This is a genomic window from Streptoverticillium reticulum (genome assembly GCF_047456005.1).
Classification (GTDB): domain Bacteria; phylum Actinomycetota; class Actinomycetes; order Streptomycetales; family Streptomycetaceae; genus Streptomyces; species Streptomyces reticulum.
The window spans coordinates 6,087,986-6,103,080 of record NZ_CP179755.1; the positions used below are offsets into that span (position 1 = coordinate 6,087,986).

General features: G+C 72.2%; 13 protein-coding genes and 1 riboswitch. Of the genes, 7 read left to right on the forward strand and 6 right to left on the reverse strand.

Features of this window, described 5'->3' with window-relative positions; translation table 11 throughout:
• Positions 1-38 precede the first annotated feature (38 nt).
• The 3 genes from ACMATS_RS28050 to ACMATS_RS28060 all read right to left on the reverse strand — a co-directional run bounded on the left by ACMATS_RS28050 (position 39) and on the right by ACMATS_RS28060 (position 3,602).
• Positions 39-1,829, reverse strand: coding sequence for a thiamine pyrophosphate-binding protein (locus ACMATS_RS28050; protein ID WP_414169480.1), 1,791 nt, complete (start codon positions 1,827-1,829; stop codon positions 39-41).
• Positions 1,830-1,852: 23 nt separating this feature from the next.
• The gene (locus ACMATS_RS28055) at positions 1,853-2,536 is read right to left on the reverse strand and encodes a hypothetical protein (protein ID WP_414169481.1); all 684 of its coding nucleotides are present in this window, start codon (positions 2,534-2,536) and stop codon (positions 1,853-1,855) included.
• A 70-nt stretch (positions 2,537-2,606) separates the two neighbouring features.
• A complete protein-coding gene (locus ACMATS_RS28060) occupies positions 2,607-3,602 on the reverse strand; it encodes a 3-oxoacyl-ACP synthase III family protein (protein WP_414169482.1) in 996 nt (331 codons plus the stop codon).
• A gap of 399 nt (positions 3,603-4,001) precedes the next feature.
• Positions 4,002-4,119: riboswitch (SAM riboswitch) on the forward strand.
• 188 nt (positions 4,120-4,307) lie between these two features.
• Here ACMATS_RS28060 and ACMATS_RS28065 point away from each other — a divergent pair.
• A complete protein-coding gene (locus ACMATS_RS28065) occupies positions 4,308-5,639 on the forward strand; it encodes an aminotransferase class V-fold PLP-dependent enzyme (protein WP_414169483.1) in 1,332 nt (443 codons plus the stop codon).
• Between the two features lie 148 nt (positions 5,640-5,787).
• Here ACMATS_RS28065 and ACMATS_RS28070 read toward each other — a convergent pair whose 3' ends face one another.
• Both ACMATS_RS28070 and ACMATS_RS28075 read right to left on the reverse strand, forming a co-directional pair.
• Positions 5,788-6,069, reverse strand: coding sequence for an Lrp/AsnC family transcriptional regulator (locus ACMATS_RS28070; protein WP_171082927.1), 282 nt, complete (start codon positions 6,067-6,069; stop codon positions 5,788-5,790).
• Positions 6,066-6,803, reverse strand: a complete 738-nt coding sequence (locus ACMATS_RS28075) for a rhomboid family intramembrane serine protease (RefSeq protein ID WP_414169484.1) — start codon at positions 6,801-6,803, stop codon at positions 6,066-6,068. Before ACMATS_RS28075 ends, ACMATS_RS28070 begins: the two co-directional genes overlap by 4 nt.
• Before the next feature lie 138 nt (positions 6,804-6,941).
• Here ACMATS_RS28075 and ACMATS_RS28080 point away from each other — a divergent pair, with 138 nt between their 5' ends.
• The 5 genes from ACMATS_RS28080 to ACMATS_RS28100 all read left to right on the forward strand — a co-directional run bounded on the left by ACMATS_RS28080 (position 6,942) and on the right by ACMATS_RS28100 (position 12,405).
• The gene (locus tag ACMATS_RS28080) at positions 6,942-7,181 is read left to right on the forward strand and encodes a hypothetical protein (protein WP_390777647.1); all 240 of its coding nucleotides are present in this window, start codon (positions 6,942-6,944) and stop codon (positions 7,179-7,181) included.
• Positions 7,182-7,205: 24 nt separating this feature from the next.
• Positions 7,206-8,579 carry an NYN domain-containing protein gene (locus ACMATS_RS28085; RefSeq protein ID WP_390777958.1) on the forward strand — a complete coding sequence of 458 codons (1,374 nt, stop codon included), beginning with the start codon at positions 7,206-7,208 and terminating at the stop codon, positions 8,577-8,579.
• Positions 8,580-8,766: 187 nt separating this feature from the next.
• Positions 8,767-9,828, forward strand: a complete 1,062-nt coding sequence (locus ACMATS_RS28090; RefSeq protein WP_414169485.1) for an NlpC/P60 family protein — start codon at positions 8,767-8,769, stop codon at positions 9,826-9,828.
• Positions 9,829-10,050: 222 nt separating this feature from the next.
• Positions 10,051-11,115, forward strand: a complete 1,065-nt coding sequence (locus tag ACMATS_RS28095) for an NlpC/P60 family protein (RefSeq protein ID WP_390777645.1) — start codon at positions 10,051-10,053, stop codon at positions 11,113-11,115.
• Between the two features lie 48 nt (positions 11,116-11,163).
• The gene (locus ACMATS_RS28100; RefSeq protein WP_414169486.1) at positions 11,164-12,405 is read left to right on the forward strand and encodes a hypothetical protein; all 1,242 of its coding nucleotides are present in this window, start codon (positions 11,164-11,166) and stop codon (positions 12,403-12,405) included.
• A 152-nt stretch (positions 12,406-12,557) separates the two neighbouring features.
• Here the strand turns inward: ACMATS_RS28100 and ACMATS_RS28105 are convergent, their stop codons facing one another.
• Complete coding sequence (locus tag ACMATS_RS28105; RefSeq protein WP_414169487.1) at positions 12,558-13,802, reverse strand: glycosyltransferase 87 family protein; 1,245 nt, start codon at positions 13,800-13,802, stop codon at positions 12,558-12,560.
• 149 nt (positions 13,803-13,951) lie between these two features.
• Between ACMATS_RS28105 and ACMATS_RS28110 the strand changes: the two genes are divergently transcribed.
• Positions 13,952-15,094 (forward strand): glycosyltransferase family 4 protein, encoded by a 1,143-nt coding sequence (locus ACMATS_RS28110; RefSeq protein ID WP_390777642.1) that lies wholly within the window; start codon positions 13,952-13,954, stop codon positions 15,092-15,094.
• Position 15,095: the final 1 nt, after the last annotated feature.

A 15,095-nucleotide genomic window follows, 5' to 3' on the forward strand; every position in this document is an offset into this window, starting at 1 on the left:
GAATGCTGGGTGCTGGATGGTGTGGTGGGGGCCGGTCCCTAGGCCGGGGTCATCGTTCCGGCGCTCCGGAGCGAGGCGGGGATCCGCCACGACGTCTTGGCCGGCATCGTGGGCTCGTCCGCCGGGAGGAAGTTGGCGAACGGCGGCACTTCCTCGGTCGTCAGGCGGAGTTCGAGGACGCCGGTCGGGCACGCGCTCCGCCGGTACTCCTCCAGCTGCCCGGTCAGTTCGGGTGCCGTTCCCGCGCTGCCGGTCCACAGCCGGCCGGGGGAGCCCAGCCCCCGGGCCACGGCGGGCACGTCGACCGGGGTGTAGTCCACGGCCGTGATGCGGGAGTCGAAGAAGGTCTGCTGCCGGGAGGCGCACATGCCGTGCATGCCGTTGTTGAAGACGACGTACAGGATGGGCAGGCCGAGTTCGACGGCGGTGTGGATCTCCAGACCGCTCATCAGGAACGCGCCGTCGCCGCAGAAGACCACCGTGCGCGTCCCGCGGTCGGCGCCCAGCTGGGCCCCGACCGCCGCCGCGATGCTGTACCCCATGCCGCCGCTGCCGAGCGCGATGGTGGAGGACGAGCCGCGCGGCACGGAGGAGTAGTGCATGGACGCGACGGCGCAGTTGCCGGCGTCGTAGAGCAGGTGCCCGTCCGCGGGCAGGTGCTCCTCCAGGATGGCGACGGCCTCGCTCTGCAGCAGCACGTCGGGGTCGGCGTCCCGGCCCGGGATGGGTTCGGCCAGGCGCGGGACGAAGCGGGTGAGCTCGTAGCCGACGGCCGGGGGAGCGGTGAACGGGTCGGTGTCCAGCAGCTCCAGCAGCTGTCCGAAGACCACGCCCGCATCGCCCTCGACGACGGTGTCCGCGAGCGAGGACCGCCGGATCTCGCCCGGGTCGATGTTGACCGCCACGGCCTTGCCCGGGTCCCAGCCGCGCAGCGCGCTGCGGGTCATCGCGGCCAGTCCGGTGCCCGCCAGGACCACGCAGTCGGCGGTGTCCGTGAGGTAGGCGGCGGCGGAGGGGTTGCCCCCGGCGCCGACCACGCCGAAGTGCAGCGGGTCGTCGTTGGGGAACTCGCCGCGGGCGCCCATGGTGGTCATCACCGGGATCCCGGCCTGCTGCGCGAAGCGCACCACGGCGCCGGGGTCGGTGGACCGGCGCACGCCGTGGCCGATCAGCAGCACGGGGGCGGAGGCCTCCCGCAGCCGGCGGAAGAGCGCGGCCACGTCGGCTGCATCCTTTTCGCCCCACGGCTTCTGCCGGACGAAACCTGCGAGGTCCTGCGGCCAGTCGGCGGGCACGGGGCCCACCTCCAGCTCGTAGGAGTCCCGCGGGACCAGCAGGGCCACCGGGCCCATCCGCCCGCTGAGGGCGGTCTCGATCGCGTCCCTCAACTGCGCCCAGAACAGGGCGGGATCGGTCAGCCGCAGGGTCTTCTTGGTGACCGCGGCCAGCAGCGGGAGGGCGTCGACGGTCCGGCCGATGCCGGAGGAGTCCTGGAACGAGCCGCGGCCGTCCAGGGCGGCCGGCGGCTGGCCCACGAGGGCCAGCACGGGCACGGACTCGGCGTGCGACTCGGCGAGGCCGGCGACGAGATTCATCATGCCGCCGCCGGAGGTCGAGCAGCAGACGCCCAGGGTCCGGTGGACCCGGGCGCGCGCGTCGGCCATGAAGGCCGCGCCGTCCTCGCGCTTGGTGAGGACCGCGGACAGCCGCCCGCGGCCCAGCCGTTCGACGGCGTCGTGGAAGTGCTCGATGTTCGCCCCGCTGACGCCGAAGACGTAGCGGGTGTCGAGGTCGCGCAGGGTCGTGACTAAAGCGTCGGCTATCCGCATGGTGTACCCCCGTTGACGGTTGACTAGCCCTGGGCCGTGGTGCCGAAGCGGTGCTCGAGGATCTTCTTCATGTTGTTGATCTCGAGGGTGTGGCCGGCGTGGAACAGCGGCCAGATGTCACCGACCCAGACCCGGTCGGTGCGGGCGCGGCCCTCGGCGATGTAGTCCGGCACGTCGGTGGTGTCGCGGTCGTAGTAGGGGTGCTTGCAGTTGGTCCACAGCACCACGGTGCCCGGCTTGTTGAAGACCTTGGCCGAGTCGATGATGGTCAGGTAGTAGCGCATCCACAGCTCGTGGCCCTGGTCCCAGGCGCACGGGTAGACGACCGTGCCCATGTCCGGGCCCTTCTGGGCGTCGGTGCGGATGTAGATCTCGGTGTTCGGCTGGATCATCTCGTCGGCGCGGTAGAGACCGCCGCCGAGGTGCTTCATGTTCCGGATGCTGTACGTCCATTCCGCCAGCGCACGGGAGTTGGCGGCGTATTCGAAGACGATGTCGTACGGAACGTTGATGTGTGTGGAGAGCGGGCAGTACTGACCGTAGATCTCGTCGTGCGTGTACGACTCCTTGGTCATGCCCTGCATGAGCTTCATCATGTCGTCGCCGCTGATGGTCTCGCTCCAGGTGAGACCGAGACCCTCCAGGTCGGAACTGTCGATCCGGTAGTTCTGCATGAGGCCGGATTCGTCGGGGACGCGCTCGTACATGCTTGCTCCTGAAGAATGCGTGCAAAAAAAGGGGCGTGCAAAAAAGGGGAGGAAATTCTGGAGGCGGGACTCAGCCGGTCCAGCGCCAGACCATGGACGACACCTGCTCGCCGCCGTGGGTGAAAGTGGCGAAGGCGATCACATCACCGGTGGAAATCTTCTTCTTTTCCAGTGCGTCGGCAAAGGTGACCGGCAGGGAGCTCTGGAACATGTTGCCGTAGACGGAGAGCGTGTCATGGGCGCGCGAGGCGTCGACGCCGATGCGCTTGCGCCATTCGGCGATGTAGCTCTCGTTGGGCTGGTGGGTGATCAGGCAGGAGATGTCGTCGGCCGTCAGTCCGGCCTTGTCCAGTGCGGCCTCGGCCGCCTCCGGCAGGCACTCCATCGTCACGGCCCACAGCCGGGCCAGCATGTTCGGGCTGAACTTCACCGTGAGCGGACCGCTGCCGCGCTCCCAGTGCGGCAGCTCCTGCTCGCCGACGGCGTCCGGTTCGACGCGCAGGGCGCCCCAGTTCTGGCCGAATGCCTGCTCGTGGAGGGAGAGGATGGTCGGCGAGCCGGGGGCGACCAGGGTCGCGGATGCGCCGTCGCCGAGCACCCAGGACTCCGGCGACTTCTGGAACTCCGTCAGCCGGGAGATGAAGTTGGTGACGGTGACGATGGCGATCCTGCGGTAGTGGCCCGAGTCGATGAAGGCTCGGGCGGTGTTCAGCGCGGAGATCCAGGAGCAGCAGCCGTTCTCGATGTGCAGGACGGCGGCCGACGTCGCGCCGACCGCGTGCTGGACGGCGGTGCCGATGCCGGGGGAGAAGGCGTCGTTGAACTGGGCCGCGCAGATGATCAGGTCCAGGTCCTCGGCGCGCACGCCGTTGCGGTCGAGCAGTTTCTTCAGCGCGGCGGTGCCGAGTTCGGCCGAGGTGTAATCCGGCGAGCCGAATCGCCGCTCGTTCACGCCGGCGAAGAATTTGTGCTCGCTCAGGTCGTGACCGTCGTGCGTGAGCTCACTGTTGCGGACCACTCGTTCCGGCATGAAGTTGACGACGTCAACGACGCGTGTGGAGCTCACTGGCAATATTCCCCGTCTTTATCTCGGTGGAGACAGAAAGGGGGGCTCGGCAGGCCCGGGCAAAGGCGTGCACAAGGAGCTGGACGAACACGACCGCCCCCCGGGTCACTTGCTTGTTCGTTCGGCGTTCCAGATGCGAACGACTCTATGATCGCGGTGGTAACGGTTGCATCTCGCTCGGATAACGTATTGATTTCGGCTGTAGCGGAATTTTTGATTCCGCAATCCGGGACGATGTGTTCTCGATTGGATGGAACGTCGACTGTGCGGGCGAACGATCGATTAATCACGATCGCGCGCGGCCCTTTATGTCTGGAGCTCGCTCCGTTCAACAAAACGGCGTCCACGACCCGGACACCGGCTGTCCCCGGCACGGTGCCTGTGCCATACTCCTGGCCAGGTCACGAGTGACAGCGACACAGGCCCCGGCCCGCTGTCCGGCAACCCTCCGTCCGTGGCGGGGTGCCCCGGGTGATGACCGGGCCGCAGACCACCGGGTCTGCGGCAAGCGCGGATCCCTCGCCAGGGATCCTGGTCGTCGAGGGAGTTCCTTCCGTGATCCAGCGAATGCGTTAGGGCCTACGGCCCGTTCCCGTGGTCCTGCGCGTGCCTTTGCCGCGCGGGCCGTCTTCGCACACCGTGCTGCGCACTGCGCCGCGGGTGCGTCGTCCACGCCATCCGCCTGCCCTGCCGGGAGAGTTCGCCATGTCCGCATGCCCTGCCGCCACCGCCACGCCCGTTTCCGCCGCCGACGGCCCCCTGCCCGTCCTCGGGTGTGACGTGCGCGTGCCGCTCGTCACCGGGGGCGAAGTGCCGTACGCCGCCCTCGACTACGCCGCCAGCGCGCCTGCGCTGCAGCGCGTGTGGGACGACGTCGCCGCCTACGCGCCCTACTACGGCAGCGTGCACCGCGGTGCCGGACACCTTTCGCAGCTGTCGACCGACCTGTTCGAGACCAGCCGGGCCGACGTGGCCCGCTTCCTCGGCTGCCGCCCCGGCGACCAGGTCGTCTTCACCCGCTCCACCACCGACTCGCTCAACCTCCTCGCGGCCGTACTGCCCGCGGACTGCCGGGTGTTCGTCTTCGAGACCGAGCACCACGCCGCGCTGCTGCCGTGGCGCGGCGCGCAGGTCACCTGTCTCGACGCGCCGTGCAGTCCGGAGCACGCGGTCGAGATCCTGGAGCGGGCACTGGCCGACCGGGCGCCCTACGGGCCGGCCCTGGTCTGTGTGACGGGCGCGTCCAATGTGACCGGCGAGCTGTGGCCCGTGCGCGAACTCGCCGCCGCCGCCCACGCGCACGGCGCCCGGATCGTCCTCGACGCCGCCCAGCTGGCCCCGCACCACCCCGTGGACATCGCCGAACTGGACGTGGACTGGGCCGCCTTCTCCGGGCACAAGCTCTACGCCCCCTTCGGCGCCGGCGTCCTGGCCGGCCGCGCCGACTGGCTCCGGGACGCCGAGCCCTACCTGGCCGGCGGCGGGGCGAGCCGCGCCGTCACCCGGCGGCCCGACGGCGCGCTGGACGTCGAGTGGCACACCACCGCCGCCCGCCACGAGGCCGGTTCGCCCAATGTGATCGGCGCCTACGCCCTCGCCTCCGCCTGCCGGGCGCTCACCGAGGCGGGCTTCGAGGCGCTCGTCGCCCGGGAGCAGCGGCTGCTCGCCGCGGTGCGCGCGGGCCTGGCCGAGGTGCCGGAGGTGGGGGTGCTCTCGCTGTTCGGGGCGGACGCCCCGCGCGTGGGCGTGCTGTCCTTCGTCGTCGAGGGCTGGGACAGCGCGGAGTTCGCCGCTGCCCTCTCGGCCGAGTACGGGATCGGGGTGCGGGACGGGCTGTTCTGCGCGCACCCGCTGGTCCGCACGCTGCTGGGCGGTGACCCGGGGGAGTGTGGGGGTGGTACCGCCGCAGTGCGGGTCAGCTTCGGCGCCGGGACGCCGGACGAGCACATCGAGCGGTTCCTGCGGGCGGTGCGGGAGTTGGCGCCCCGTCAGGGGCGCGGGGAACTGCGCGGGCAACCACCGACGGCCTGCAGCTGACGCACCACTTCAGGGGTCCGGGGCGCAGCCCCGGGAACCTCGGCTGCGGGTGCGTCGTGGCTGGTCGCGCAGTTCCTCCCCCAGCTACCGCTGGGAGGTGCCCCCAGCGCCCCTTACGGGGCGCGGCCCACGGGGTGTGCTCGGACTGCTACGAGTCCAGCCCGATGGCGAAAGCCGCTTCGAGGTCGTGCTGGGAATACGTGCGGAACGCAATGTGCGTCTCGGTGGACGCCACGCCCGGGACCTTGCTGATCCGGCCCGGGATGGTGTCCGCCAGGTCGTCGTGGCGGGCCACCCGCACCAGGGCGATCAGGTCCTGGGCACCCGTCACGGAGTAGACCTCGCTGACCCCGTCCAGGGCGGCGATCGTCTCGGCGATCTCCGGGATCCGGTCCACGTCGGTCTTGATGAGCACGATCGCAGTGATCACGGTTCGGTATCTCCTTCAGTGGACCTGGCTGCGCTCTTCACTCTAGCCCCACGTCTCCGGCGTACCCAGGCGTAGCCGAACCCGGCCGAGAAGCCCACCACGTGTGCGAGATAGGCGACGCCCGGGCGGCCGTCCGCGTGTCCCGCCGCCAGCCACTGCAGCGCGAACCAGAAGGGCAGCACGACCCAGGCGGGGAAGCGCAGCGGAAGGAAGAACAGGAACGGGAAGAGACTGGTGACGCGGGCCCGGGGGAAGAGACAGAGGAACGCGCCGAGCACACCCGAGATGGCGCCGGACGCCCCGACGAGCGTCTGGGTGGAGCCGGCGTGCACGGCGGCGTAGCCGAGCAGGGCCAGGACGCCGGTGGCGAGGTAGAAGAGCGCGAAGGCGGAGCGGCCCATGCGCTGCTCCGTCATGGCGCCGAAGACGTGGAGGAAGAGCATGTTCCCCAGCAGATGCAGCCAGTTGCCGTGCACGAACAGCGCGGTGAACAGGGTCGCGGGCGCGCCCGGGGAGCCGTGCCACAGCTGTGCGGGGACGACGCCCCAGCGCGCGAAGTAGGCGGTCTGCGCGGAGAGGAGGTCCGGTCCGGAGCCGTAGGCGGCGTTCAGCCCCGAGGCGGGGCCGAGGAGGAAGACCGCGCAGCAGACGGCCAGGACCGCATGGGTGACCACGGGGGTCCCGGCCCGGCCCGCCCACCGGGCGGCCGACCGCTGCACAGCCCTTACGATCATGACCAGATCATGGCGTACCGGCCGCAACCGGCACAGAGTGCCTCGCCGGTCCGGCGGCCGGTGCCGGTGCCCCGCCTGTCGTGACCGGCGGGCCGCGTAGGGTTGCGGGGACACCACACGACGAGGACGGACGACACCATGGGCGTTCCCCTGCCGACGGCCACCACCCGGTGGCGGTGCACGCTGTGCGGCAATCTCACGCGGTTCGATGTGACCCGCACGGTCAAGGCCGTCGAGTACGTGCACCTCGACCTGGCGGGCGAGCCGAAGGTGGAGGAGCGTGAGGTGGTCAGTGAGACGATCGAGTCCGTGCGTTGCCGCTGGTGCAACGCGGTCGACCAGATCGATCTGGTGGACCGGCCGGGCGCAGATGTCTGAGGAAGAACGGGAGCGGTAACGGTGGTGGAGCACACGGACGACGGTGCGGAGGCGGCCGGTGATGCCGGCGGCGCCGCCGACGGCGTCACCGAGGTGCTCGACCGTCCGCTGCCCGAGGGGATCCGGCGGAAGGTCGTCGCGCTCGTCGCGGAGGCGTTCGGCGGTCTGACGGTGGCCGAACTTCCGCCCCAGTTGCGACAGTACGCCCGGTTCACCCCGAGTCGTCGGGCCAAGTTCGCGGGCAATGCCATGGCCGCCGCGGTGGAGGGCGACCCCGCCTTCCGGCAGCGCATCTCGGCCCGGCTGCGCGAGACGGGCTCCGAGCTCGCCGAGGCGCTGGACGCCGGTTCGCCGCCCGCGGCCGCCGATCCGGAGGACGTCGCGGCGATGGCCTTCGTGCTGCGCCCGCCCGGCTGGGTCAAGCTCGTCACCGCCGCCGGCGAGGAGGCGCAGCGCGCGAACGCCGAGCGCGCGGGCGAGGAGGCCCAGCGCGAACTGCGCCGGCTGCGCGAGGAACTGGCCGAGGCCCGCGCCGAGTCGCGCGCCGAGACCGAGCGGATCCGCGCCGAGCTGGAGGCCTCGCGCAAGGAGGCCGAATCGCTTCAGCGCAAGCTGCGCAGCGCCGTCAGCGACGTGCGCCGCGGCGAGGCCGCCCTGCGCAAGGCGCAGGCCGAGCTGGAGTCCGTCCGGGACGCCGCCGCGGCGGAGCGGGCCACGGCCGCGGGCGAGACCCGGCGCATCAAGGCGCGGCTCGCGGAGGCCGAGGCGGCGGTGGAGGCGGGCCGCCGGGCGGTGCGCGAGGGCCGCAGCGTGGAGGACATGCGGCTGCGGCTGCTGCTGGACACCGTGCTGGACGCGGCCCAGGGGCTGCGCCGCGAACTGGCCCTGCCGCCCGCCTCCGTGCACCCCGCGGACACGGTGGACGCGGTGCAGCCGGGCACGATGACGCCCCGGGACATCGCCGCGCGCGCCCTGTCGGAGACCGACCCGGCACTGCTGGACCAGCTGCTGGCGCTGCCTCAGGCGCACGTGGTGGTCGACGGCTACAACGTCACCAAGACCGGCTATCCCACGATGCCGTTGGACAAGCAGCGGCTGCGGCTGCTGGGCGGCCTCGCCATGCTCGCCGCGCAGACCGGCGCCGAGGTGACCTGTGTCTTCGACGGCGCGGAGCTGGCCGCGCCGGTGCTGCTGGCACCGCCGCGCGGGGTGCGGGTGCTGTTCAGCAAGCCGGGCGTGACGGCGGACGAGCTCATCCGCCAGATCGTGCGGGCCGAGCCGCCCGGGCGCCCGGTGGTGGTGGTCTCCACGGACCGCGAGGTGGCCGACGGGGTCGCCAAGGCGGGCGCGCGGCCGGTCTCATCGGCCTTGCTCCTCAAGCGACTTGCCCGTACCTGAGCGTCAAGTGCCCGTCACACCCTGTGTCCCACGGGTAAAGGATGCCCCACTGACGAGATTTTTTCGCAGGAGAATTTGAAAGGATCTCATTCCGCTCACTAGGGTCGGGCCTCGAACCTTCGCGCGGCGATCATCCATTCGGGATGGCGGTGAAGGTGACCGACAGCTGAGTTAGGAGCTCGACTCCGTGGGTTCCCACCGTCGTCCCAAGTCGCCGAGCCGGGCTCGGGTCACCGTGCTGACCGCCACGGCCGCCGCAGCCGTCGCGCTCACCTCCCAGGCTGCGCACGCCGATCCGCAGATGTCCAAGGCGGACGCCAAGGCCAAGGTCGACAAGCTCTACGAGGAGGCCGAGCAGGCCACCGAGAAGTACAACGGGGCCAAGGAGCAGCACGACAAGCTCCAGAAGGAGGTCAACGACCTCCAGGACAAGGTCGCGCGCGGCCAGGACGAGCTCAACAAGCTCCGCGACAGCCTGGGTCTGATGGCCACCGCCCAGTACCGCACCGGCTCCGTCGACCCCACCCTCCAGCTGCTGCTGTCCTCCGACCCGGACACCTTCCTGGAGAAGGCCTCCACGCTCAACCAGCTGACGGCCAAGCAGGCCGACACCCTCCGGGTGATCGCCGCCAAGCAGCGCACCCTCAAGCAGCAGCGCGAGGAGGCCGCTTCCAAGCTCGCGGACCTGGAGTCCACGCGCAAGGCGCTGTCGGACAAGAAGGACGAGGTCCAGGGCAAGCTGGCCGACGCGCAGAAGGTGCTCGACGGCTTCAGCGAGAAGGAGCGCGCCGAGATCACGGGCGCGGACAAGAACAGCGACAGCAGCGGCAGTGGCAAGAGCGGCAGCAAGGGCGGCGGCGACAGCTCGTCGGGCAGCGTGAACATACCCGCCGGATCCGGCCGCGGTGGTGCCGCCCTGGCCTACGCCCAGACCCAGGCCGGCAAGGACTACGAGTACGGCGCGACCGGAATGGCCACGTGGGACTGCTCCGGTCTCACCCAGTGGGCCTACGGCCAGGCCGGCGTCTCCCTGCCGCGCACCTCCCAGGAGCAGGCGAACGCCGGTACCCGGATCTACGACCAGAGCCAGCTCCAGCCCGGCGACCTGGTCATCTTCTACGGCGACCAGCACCACGTGGGCCTCTACGCGGGCAACGGCATGGTCTTCCACGCCCCCCGCACGGGCCGGCAGGTGCACTCCGAGCCCATGAGCGACATGCCCTTCCAGTTCGGTGTCCGCGTCGGCTGAAACGCCTGACCGCGACCTCCGTTCGGGCGAATTCCCGCGCCCCGCGACTGACTCCGCGCCCCGCCGGTGACCTGCGTCTCCGGCGGGGCGCCGGTTTTCCCGCCCGCCCGGGTCTTTGAACCCCGGGTGATCGCGCCGCTACCCTCTGGCGCGCGGTGCCCGGCAGTCGTCCGCCCTTCCGGCGGCAGGGTCCGCCCTCAGAGGAAGGGAGTGCGGCCGCCCGTGGCGTTCCATCGCCGTGCTGCGCATTCCGGTCTCCAGCGGACCGTCCGCGTCACCGTCCTGTCCGCCGCCATGGCCACCGCCGCAGCCGCCCTCTCGACGGCCCCGGCGAACGCCCGGCCCGGGGACCCCGCCGCCGACGGCCAGGCCCCGGGGACGGTGAAGGCACAGCTCGACCGGCTCTACGAACAGGCCGAGCGGGCCACCGAGAAGTTCAACGCCGCCGGGGAGCGCGCAGCCGCCCTGCGGCAGCGGGTCGAGCAGGCCGCCGACCGGGTGGCCCGCGGCCAGGAGAAGGTCAACAGGATGCGCACCGCCCTCGGCATGATCGCCGCCGCCCAGTACCGCCACGGCGCCGTGGATCCGGCCCTCGAACTGCTGCTGTCCTCCGACCCCGACGGCTACCTCGACCGCGCCGCCACCCTCGAACGCCTCACCGGCCGTCAGGCCGAGCAGCTGGACACCCTGCTGAAGGCCCAGCGCGTGCTGCGCCAGGAACGCGCGGACGCCGCCCGCACCCTGGCCGAGCTGGAGGACAGCCGCAAGGCCGTCGAACAGCACAAGCGCGAGGTCGAGGGCAGGCTCTCCGAGGCCCGGCGGCTGCTCAACACGCTGCCCCAGCACGACCGCGTGGCCTACACCCGCTCCTCCCGCGGCCAGGAGCGCGCGTCGGGCCCACTCGGCGGGCTGCTCGGCTCGTCCGCCGGAGGCGCGGTCTCCTCCCGAGGCGCCGCCGCGGCCATGGCCGTCCGCGAGGCGATCGGCACGCCCTACGCCTGGGGCGCGACGGGGCCGGGCTCCTTCGACTGCTCGGGGCTGATGCAGTGGGCGTACGGGCGGGCCGGGGTGGGCCTGCCGCGCACCTCCCAGGCCCAGCGCAACGCCGGCCGCCACGTGTCGCTCGCCGAGGCCCGTCCGGGGGACCTGGTGATCTACCGGGACGACGCCAGCCACGTGGGGATGTACGTGGGAAACGGGCAGGTCGTGCACGCTCCCTACCCCGGCGCCCGGGTGCGCTACGACCGGGCCGACATGATGCCGATTTCCTCCGTCACCCGGCCATGAGCGCGCCCTGACCCCTGCCCGGACCCGTCCGGCTCGTACGATGCGGGCGTGACGGGCAGGCGGAGGAGCGGACGGCGGGCGGTGTGCGCCCTGGCCGCGGGCCTGCTCACCCTGCAGGGCCTGGCGGGCTGCGGATCGCCCGACACGGCGGAACGGACGGACGGCGACACCCGGTCCGTGCAGCGGGTCCTGGACCGCTGGTCCGCCGCCGTGCGGGACCGCGACGAGAAGGCCTACCTGGCCGCCGTGGACCCGCAGGCGCGGGACTACCGGGCCGAGCGGCAGCGGGTGTTCGACCGGCTGGCGGCCGTGCCGCTGGCGTCCTGGGAGTACCGCCTGGTCCGCACGGGCGGCTTCGCCCCCGCGCCCGGGCCGGGCCGCCGGATCGCGGCCGAGGCCGAACTGCGCTACCGGCTCGACGGATACGACTCCGCGCCCGTCGTCGTGCCCGTGCGGCTGACGCTCGCCGGGCGGGACGGGCGCTGGTACGTGGCCGCCGGGGACTCGGCGGGGCGGCAGCTGTGGGAGCAGGGGGACGTCACCGCGGTGCGGGGCGCGCACAGCCTGGTGCTCGGGGTCGGACAGGACCGCGCCCGGCTCCAGGCCCTCGCGGACCTGGCCGACCGGGCCGTGCCGGCCGTGGACACCGCCTGGCGGGGCGCGTGGGCGGGGCGGGTCGTGATCGAGATGCCGGCCTCGCTGGACCGGATGGCGGCGCTGCTGGGGGCGCCGCCCGCCAACTACCGCGGCATCGCCGCGGTCACCACCGGGGAGGTGGGCGGCACGGCCGCCGCCCCCGCCGACCGGATCGTGGTCAACCCCGAGGCGTACGGGGTGCTCGGGGAGTTCGGGCGGCGGATCGTGCTCACGCACGAGACGGCGCACGTCGCCACGCGGGCGGCGACGTCCCCCTCGACCCCGCTGTGGCTCTCGGAGGGCTTCGCCGACTGGGCCGCGTACCGGGGCACGGGCCGTACGGCCCGCCAGGCGGCACCCGAGCTCGCCGACGCGGTGGCCGCGGGGAAGGGCCCGCAGCAGCTTCCGGGAGACGCGGACTTCGGCTTCACGGGGGAGGCGGGGCGCCTGGCGCGGGCCTACGAGGGGGGCTGGCTGGCGTGCCGGATGATCGCGGAGAAGTGGAACGAGGCCAAACTGGTCGACGTCTACCGGGCGTTCGGCCGCAAGCGGCCGGCGAAGGAGGTGCTGAGGAAGGTCCTGGGGGTCGACCAGGGCGAGTTCACGGCACGGTGGCGGGCTTATGTGGCCGGGCAGTTCGGGCGGACGGGCTGATTTCAGCCTGTCTGGGGGCACCTCCTGGGGGCACCCCCAGCGGTAGCTGGGGGAGGTAGCCGGGGGAGTTTGAGGCTGCAGTCGATGTGCGGCTCCGCCGCGCGAGCGGCGGAGCCGCGACAAGGGGGTCCGGGGGGCGGAGCCCCCGTGGGTCACCCCGGCACCAGCGCCGACTCCCGCTCCGTGGGCGGGTCCGACTCCCCCGTGACCGTCCGCCGCGCGGGCACCGTCTCGCGCCACAGGCGCGAGCACGCGATCCACGTCGCCACCACCAGCAGCCCGTTCCGCAGCGACAGCGTGGCGACCCCCAGCTTGTCGCTCGCCACCACGTGTGAGAACCAGAGCGGGAACTCCAGCTGGGTCAGCGGTGCTGCCAGCATCACCAGCGTCACCGGCAGCCCCTGCCGTGGCGTCCGCATCACCACACACACCGCCGCCAGGCCGATCAGCCACACCATGTACTGCGGGCTGATCACCCGGCTCGTCGTGGTGAACAGCAGCACCGACGCGAAGGCCGCGTCGTACAGCGTCGTCGTCGTGAAGCGGCGGGCCCGCAGGCGCCACAGGAGCAGCCAGGCGAAGGCCAGCACGCTCAGGCCCAGCGCCAGGGCGCTCACCGCGTGGACGTGGCGGCCGAGGAATTCCACCGAGCCGTAGTTGAGGCGCGCCTTGCCGTGCCAGCCGAGGTGCCGGCCGAGGTGGAAGACCAGCGACCCGAGGGACTCCACCTCCGTGCCCCGGTCGCGCTGGAACGTCAGGAAGGCCAGCGCCCCCGGCATCGCCGCCGCGAAGAACATCGTCACCAGCATCGCGGTCAACACGGCGGAGCTCCACGTGGAGCGGGTGCGCGGGCCGCGCGGCGTCCCGGTGAGCAGCAGCATCGGCCAGACCTTCAGCAGGGCGCCGAAGCCGACCAGCGCCCCCGAGAGCCGGGTGCGGCGCCCGGCCGTCAGCAGGGCCGCGACGGCGACCGCGGTGACCATCACGTCGTAGCGGGCGTAGACGATCGGGCCCAGCAGCGGCACCCCGGCGACCCAGACCCACACCCCCATCGGGTTGCGCCCCTTGCGGCGCACCGCGCGCAGCAGCATCGCGTAGACCGCCGCGTCGGCGAGGAAGGCCAGGACGAAGAAGGCGTGGGAGTAGGTGAGGAACGGCAGCAGGCCCGGTGCGAGGACGGCCAGGGCGGCGGCGGGCGGGTACTGCCAGGTGACGTCGTCGTAGGGGAAGATGCCGGTGCGCAGGACGCCGTACCAGCCCTGGTAGATCACGTCGATGTCGACGGAGACGTCGGAGCCGGGCAGCACCCACACCCGGAACACGCACAACAGCAGAACGGCCCTGGTGACGGCCCACACCACGATCGAGAGCCGCAGACCACTGCCCGCCACCATCATTGACCAGTCCTCTCGGGATCCGTCGGCCGTGCTCTCGGTAAACGCATCGTCACTGCAACGCATGATGCCGGTCGTGACTGCCCGCGCGCGATGACGTGGCGGATGGTGGCGCGGTTGACGCCCGATCGCACCCGGTACTGTCGGCGGCGATGCACAAGACCCTCATCGTCACCAACGACTTCCCGCCGCGGCCCGGTGGTATCCAGGCGTTCCTGCACAACATGGCGCTCCGCCTGGACCCCTCGGCGATCGTCGTCTATGCCTCCACCTGGAAGCACGGGCGCGAAGGGGCCGAGGCCACGGCCCGGTTCGACGCCGAGCAGCCCTTCACGGTGGTCCGGGACCGGACGACCATGCTGCTGCCGACGCCCAGGGTCACCCGGCGCGCGGCCACGCTGCTGAAGGCCCACGGCTGCACGTCCGTGTGGTTCGGGGCCGCGGCGCCGCTGGGCCTGATGGCGCCGGCGCTGCGCCGGGCCGGTGCCCGCACCCTGGTCGCCACCACGCACGGGCACGAGGCCGGCTGGGCCCAACTGCCCGCGGCCCGGCAGCTGCTGCGCAGGATCGGGGAGGGCACCGACACGATCACCTATCTGGGCGAGTACACGCGCTCGCGCATCGCCTCCGCACTGACGGAGGAGGCGGCGGGGCGCATGGTGCAACTGCCGCCCGGCGTGGACGAGAAGACCTTCCACCCGGCCTCCGGCGGCGACGAGATCCGGGCCCGGCTCGGCCTCGCGGACCGGCCCGTCGTCGTGTGCGTCTCCCGGCTCGTCCCGCGCAAGGGGCAGGACACCCTGATCCTGGCCATGCCGCGGATCCTGGCGGCCGTCCCGGACGCGGTGCTGCTGATCGTGGGCGGCGGGCCGTACGAGAAGGAGCTGCGGAAGCTGGCCGGGGAGACGGGCGTTGCGCACGCGGTGCGGTTCACCGGGCCCGTCCCGTGGGAGGAACTGCCCGCCCACTACGGGGCCGGTGACGTCTTCGCGATGCCGTGCCGCACGCGCCGCGGCGGGCTGGACGTGGAGGGGCTCGGCATCGTCTACCTGGAGGCGTCCGCGACGGGCCTGCCGGTGGTGGCGGGCGACTCGGGCGGTGCGCCGGACGCCGTGCTCGACGGCGAGACGGGCTATGTCGTGCGGGGCGGCTCCGCGGAGGAGTCCGCGGACCGCATCGTGACGCTGCTGCAGGACCCCGCGCTGCGGCGGCGGATGGGCGAGCGCGGACGCGAGTGGGTCGAGGAGCGCTGGCGCTGGGACCTGCTGGCGGAGCGCCTGAAGGCACTGCTGTAAC

Coding starts and splice junctions, on each gene's coding strand:
- ACMATS_RS28050 (WP_414169480.1), bottom strand. CDS start 1,829: ATGCGGATAGCCGACGCTTTAGTCACGACCCTGCGCGACCTCGACACC.
- ACMATS_RS28055 (WP_414169481.1), bottom strand. CDS start 2,536: ATGTACGAGCGCGTCCCCGACGAATCCGGCCTCATGCAGAACTACCGG.
- ACMATS_RS28065 (WP_414169483.1), top strand. CDS start 4,308: ATGTCCGCATGCCCTGCCGCCACCGCCACGCCCGTTTCCGCCGCCGAC.
- ACMATS_RS28075 (WP_414169484.1), bottom strand. CDS start 6,803: ATGATCGTAAGGGCTGTGCAGCGGTCGGCCGCCCGGTGGGCGGGCCGG.
- ACMATS_RS28080 (WP_390777647.1), top strand. CDS start 6,942: ATGGGCGTTCCCCTGCCGACGGCCACCACCCGGTGGCGGTGCACGCTG.
- ACMATS_RS28105 (WP_414169487.1), bottom strand. CDS start 13,802: ATGATGGTGGCGGGCAGTGGTCTGCGGCTCTCGATCGTGGTGTGGGCC.
- ACMATS_RS28110 (WP_390777642.1), top strand. CDS start 13,952: ATGCACAAGACCCTCATCGTCACCAACGACTTCCCGCCGCGGCCCGGT.